General features: G+C 66.7%; 5 protein-coding genes. 3 read left to right on the top strand and 2 right to left on the bottom strand.

Annotated elements, in window-relative coordinates:
* Window positions 1-18: 18 nt before the first annotated feature.
* Window positions 19-1,449: an AAA family ATPase gene (locus FPZ47_RS26530; RefSeq protein ID WP_246133630.1), complete on the top strand. Its 1,431-nt coding sequence runs from the start codon at window positions 19-21 to the stop codon at window positions 1,447-1,449.
* Between the two features lie 65 nt (window positions 1,450-1,514).
* Here FPZ47_RS26530 and FPZ47_RS26525 read toward each other — a convergent pair whose 3' ends face one another.
* Window positions 1,515-1,754, bottom strand: coding sequence for a hypothetical protein (locus tag FPZ47_RS26525; protein WP_144957095.1), 240 nt, complete (start codon window positions 1,752-1,754; stop codon window positions 1,515-1,517).
* A 697-nt stretch (window positions 1,755-2,451) separates the two neighbouring features.
* Window positions 2,452-3,213, bottom strand: a complete 762-nt coding sequence (locus FPZ47_RS26520) for a maleylpyruvate isomerase N-terminal domain-containing protein (protein WP_144957098.1) — start codon at window positions 3,211-3,213, stop codon at window positions 2,452-2,454.
* Between the two features lie 64 nt (window positions 3,214-3,277).
* On the opposite strand from FPZ47_RS26520, the gene FPZ47_RS26515 reads away from it, so the two are divergent.
* Both FPZ47_RS26515 and FPZ47_RS30815 read left to right on the top strand, forming a co-directional pair.
* Window positions 3,278-4,075: an ArsR/SmtB family transcription factor gene (locus FPZ47_RS26515; protein ID WP_144957101.1), complete on the top strand. Its 798-nt coding sequence runs from the start codon at window positions 3,278-3,280 to the stop codon at window positions 4,073-4,075.
* A 130-nt stretch (window positions 4,076-4,205) separates the two neighbouring features.
* A complete protein-coding gene (locus FPZ47_RS30815) occupies window positions 4,206-4,475 on the top strand; it encodes a recombinase family protein (protein WP_425461848.1) in 270 nt (89 codons plus the stop codon).
* Window positions 4,476-4,824 lie beyond the last annotated feature (349 nt).

The following is a 4,824-nucleotide window of genomic DNA, read 5'->3' as shown; positions in this document are numbered from 1 at the left end:
CACCAGCCCCCAGACCACCTGGAACCCGCGAACCCGGCGCGACACCCGGGCCACCACCCTGCCCAGCCCACAAAACCCACACCCCACAACACAAATCACAGCGCCGCCGCATCACCGCGCGCACTACTCGCGGATTCGGGTCTAACAGTCGCCAAAGCGCTGAAGATGATCGAAGATGACGCGTTGCGCATCGACTCGCGCAAGGTCATCGTCGTCGACGAAGCGTCCATGGTGGGCACCCCGGAGCTGAAAAAGCTGCTGTCGTGCGCGGTGGACGGGCGCGCCAAAATGGTGCTGGTCGGCGACGCCTACCAGCTCTCGCCGGTCAAAGCGCGCGGCGGCATGTTCGAACAACTCTGCGACGAACTGCCCTGGAGCCAGCGCCTCTCGGAGGTGTGGCGGATGCGGGACGCCGAAGAACGCGACGCCTCGCTGGCGCTGCGCAGCGCACACGGAAACCGGCTATGCAAAGCGGTCGGCTGGTACCGCAACCACGACCGGCTACACACCGGGGACCCGATCGCCATGGCCGATGACGCAGTCAACGCCTACACCAGCGCGCGGCGCGACGGCAACGACGCCGCAATCATCTGCGACAAATGGGACATTGCCGAACGCCATCAACCTGCGACTGCACCGCACCTACACCGACGCCGAGACCCCCGCCGTGCGGGTGGCCCGCGACCAAGATGTCCGTGCCGGAGAGACATCATCATCAGCCGCAACAACGACGCCAGCATTGAACTCGGGCCCGGCCGCGGCCACCGCCGCGGGGAGCGTATCGACCAGGTCCGCAACGGCAACCGGTGGCGGGTGGTCTTCGTCGACGCCGAAACCGGGCAGATCGCCGCCGAACGACTCACCGACAGCGCCCGCGGGATCTTCGAAGGCGACTATCGCCGCGAACACATCACCTTGGGCTACGCCACCACCGTGCACGCCGCCCAAGGCATCACGGTCGGCAACGCCACCGCCCGCGGCACATGCTTCACCGTGCTCAGCGACCAAGCCAGCCGCGCGATGGCGTATGTCGGCATGACCCGCGGCAAAGACGAAAACCACGCCTTCATCTACCAGCCCATCACCGGGGAAGCCGACCACGAACACAACGACCTGGCCGCCGGCGGCCAAATCCACAAATTGCGGCGCGGCAACAAATACGCCGCAGCCCACTACTTCCGGATGATCCTGGCCAACGACGACCGCCCGCGCACCATGCACGCCGAAGCCGAACGCACCGACCGCGCGCTGCTGCCCGCCATTGTCGGCGCGCTGCTGGACCGCAACGACGAACGGCGCTCCGCGCGCCAAGCCCACTGGCGCCAACACAGCGCCCAAGCCCGCAGCCGCGAGGCAGCCTACCAGCGCCTCGTCAACGCCACCCGGCAGGCCAGCGAACGCTCCGCCCAACGGCAACAAAGCGTCGACGGTGACAGCCTGGAACTTTGATTTGAGCCACGCGCACGGTCACGCTCGCCGCCCGCATTATCTCGTGAGACAGCACAGCTAGGCGATCAGGCGTTGGGGTTTTCCCAGTCGGTGAACCGCACGGCACGACTGGGGTCCGCGGCGTCCCGTTCCAAGCGCTCGATGTAGCCCGGCTGCTGGCGAAGGACGTCTTCGAGAGCCGGACGCACGACCGCTGGCGTAAGGGTGAGCGTGCCATCTGGGCTGGTGGAGACCATGTAAAGGTCATGGCGCGCCGACTTAGGCAGCGTGATCCGCCGGCGGTTGTCTACTTCGATCAAGTCCATGATCAGGCCCTCCTGGCCGCTGGGCCTGCCCGTACGGTGTGCCTCACATAAGCCAGTATAAATTGCCAATACCCATATCGTCCATATGGGCTTACGGGTATTGGGGCCTTACGGTATACACTGCGCCTGCTCCCGGCGCATCCGGAAGGCGGCACACCTCGTGGCCCTCTCATTCGACCCCGAAGCAGCGGAGCGGTGGAAATCGCTGTGCGCGAGCGACAAGCCATACGAGCGCGCAGTCCGGGCCGCGGTCGGGACAGTGCTACGCCGCCTCGATCAGGCACCCGAGCTACACCGCGTCGGCGCGATCCAATTCGGAACCACACCGACCACCTGGGCGCGAACCGTCGACGCCGGCCTCGGTGCCGACTGGATTGTCATCTGGACCACCGAAACAGAGCGTGAGATCCGGATTCTGCGGATCGAGCCGACCCCCTCGCTCTAAAACTTCCCTACCTCCGCACAACTTCGCCGCCGCTTCGGAAGAAGAAACCGCTAAGACCGCCTCACCGCGAGGCCAGCACCCCGCGCCGGGGTCCACATGCGACACGAAATCCCCGCTTAGGTCGGTCGGGTTGCCGAAGATCTCATCGAGCACTGCGACGGCTTCACGCCAGGTGGTCGGGATGACTTTGGTGCCGTAAGTCGAGCACCCTACGGATCGTGGGGCGCTCCGTATTCGACGATGAAGGGCCTATCAGTAGCCGGAGAGCAAGGCTTGCAACCGGGCGAGTGCCTCTGGGGCGAGGTGGCTGCGGATGCGGCCACGCTGGCCGGGACGGCGCCCCCAGATGAACAGGGTACGGGCAGCTGCATCGAGTTCGACATACGGTTCTTCTGCCTGCTCCTCGGTTTGTTGCAGGTGAGCCCGCCCTGCCTCCACGACGACGCGAAGGTCGGTGGCGGCGGAGCGCAACCGGACGTGGAAATCCTCCTCGGGGAGGGGATCGTGCTGACGGCCGCGGCGCAGCAGGATCTCGCCGAGCACCCCGACAGCGTGCTCGGTCAGCTCGGGTTGGGCCAGCAGCTGATTGCTGGTGTCGTCATCCCCGATGAAGTCCCACCGGTGGATGGCGAACTCATTGCGCAGGTGCAGCAAGAACTTCGCCACCGGCATCTGCCGGCCGGTCCACGGGATGACCGCGGCCGGCTCACGAGCCAGCACAGTGGCGATCGTGGCACGCAGGTTCGCCTCTTCGGCTTCAAGACGGGTGAGCAGGGCTGAGTCGTCCAGCGCTCGGTAGGGCGGTTCTCGTTCCTCGAAGCTGCGGGTCTCGGGAACATGCTCACCCTGCAGGTAGGGCTCAAGGTGCCGGCTGACCTCGGCGGCGGCCGCGGCCAGGTGAGCGGTCACCTCGTGCGCGGTCCAGCCCTCGCAGGCACTCACGACCTCCGGAGCAGTGTGTTGGCGTGCCTCGAGAAACGCCTCGGCCTCCTGACTACGCTTGATCGTGTCCATGTCACCCACGCTAATGGCGCAATACTTAGACGTCGGTCGAATCAACAGCGCCTACCCTGATCGCATGCGCCAGCCACCCACCGAACTCGCCCCAGTCCGCACGCAAGGCGGCGGGGACGCGGACATCGCTGCGGTCGGGACGCTGGTTGCCGACCCGAGACGCTGCCAGATCCTGCTCGCCCTCGACGAGGGTCGCGCCCTGCCAGCCAGCCGACTGGCCAGCGAAGCCGGCGTCACCGCCGCGACCGCCAGCAGCCACCTCCGCAAGCTCACCGACGCCGGCCTGCTCACCGTGGAAGCACATGGCCGCAACCGCTACTACCGCCTCGCCGGACCCGCGGTCGGGAGTCTCATCGAGGCTCTACAGCAGCTAGCCCCGGCCGCGCCGGTGCGTTCCCTGCGGCAAGGCGTCCGCGCCCGCATGCTACGGGAGGCGAGGACCTGCTATGACCACCTCGCCGGCCGCCTCGGCGTCGACCTCATGGCCGCGATGATCGGACGCAGCCAACTCACCGGCGGTGACGGCACGTTCGACCCCACACGCGCCAGAGACGACCACCGCATCGGCTACGGCCATGACGTCGACTACACCCTGACCCCGGCCGGCCAGCAGTTCCTCGCCGACTTCGGCGTGCAGGTCCCGGCCCGGCGGCGGCTCATCCGCTATTGCATCGACTGGTCCGAACAGCGTCACCACCTCGCCGGAGCACTCGGGCGCGGGTTGCTCGACCGGCTCACCGAACTCGGTTGGATCCAACGCTCACCTTCAACGCGCGTCGTGAAGATCACCGACGCCGGCCAGCATGGACTACATGACACCTTCGGCATCGATTTCAACGAAGCGTCCCTGCCGCCCCGCTAACCGAGCCTTGACCGCACACACCGGCAGCCACCACGCCCCAGTTCGTTTCCACATCCGAAATCCCACAACACCCGCCCGCAATAATTCCTGGTGATGGTGGCCTGACCGGTACAGTCATCCGGTGGCCCGAATGCTCGTCGGGTACGCCCGATGCTCAACCGACGCCCAGGATCTCACCGTCCAACGCGATGCGCTGACGGCGCTGGGGGTGAAGCCGAATCGGATCTCCGTCGACCAACGGTCTGACCAGCGCCAACCAGGCGCGTCCGGGGCTGCGCGAGGCGCTGGCCGCAACATGGTGCGCAGGGCCAAGCCGAAGCCCGACCCGGACAACCCACAGCGGTTCCTCCCGAATGGGGCCCGGGCGAAGTCCGGGCTGAACTGTGATCTTCGGCGGTAAGTGGCGGTGAATCCTCAGCGGTAAATGTCGTCAGACCCGATTCCGCGATTAAGCCGGGCAGTTGATCTTGGGGTCTTGGGATGATCTTGATTGTGGTGGAGGGTATCCGCGTTCGCCGGGTTGCGCCCGGTTCGCGTTTCGTTGTGGGTTTGTGGGGGTTCGGGGCACGTGGGGCCTGAGTATCGGCGTCGGTGACGGTGCGCGGCAACGGTTTCGGTCGGCGGTCAGGGGGCGGGCAGGGCGCGCAGCCGGGCCAGGATGTGGCACAGCAGGTCGCGGTGTCCGGACGCGGGTCGCAGGGTGAGGGTGCGGGCGTGGCGGATCAGTCGGGCCGGGATCGCGATGAGCC

Origin of the sequence: Mycobacterium helveticum (genome assembly GCF_007714205.1) — a bacterium.
Taxonomy (GTDB): Bacteria; Actinomycetota; Actinomycetes; order Mycobacteriales; family Mycobacteriaceae; genus Mycobacterium; species Mycobacterium helveticum.
The sequence above is the reverse complement of the archived record's forward strand: the minus strand, read 5'-3'. Positions and strand labels throughout refer to the sequence as shown.

What these genes read in the sequence shown, in the direction of transcription:
- FPZ47_RS26525 (WP_144957095.1), bottom strand. Translation starts at nt 1,754, where the DNA reads ATGGACTTGATCGAAGTAGACAACCGCCGGCGGATCACGCTGCCTAAG.
- FPZ47_RS26520 (WP_144957098.1), bottom strand. Translation starts at nt 3,213, where the DNA reads ATGGACACGATCAAGCGTAGTCAGGAGGCCGAGGCGTTTCTCGAGGCA.
- FPZ47_RS26515 (WP_144957101.1), top strand. Translation starts at nt 3,278, where the DNA reads ATGCGCCAGCCACCCACCGAACTCGCCCCAGTCCGCACGCAAGGCGGC.
- FPZ47_RS30815 (WP_425461848.1), top strand. Translation starts at nt 4,206, where the DNA reads ATGCTCGTCGGGTACGCCCGATGCTCAACCGACGCCCAGGATCTCACC.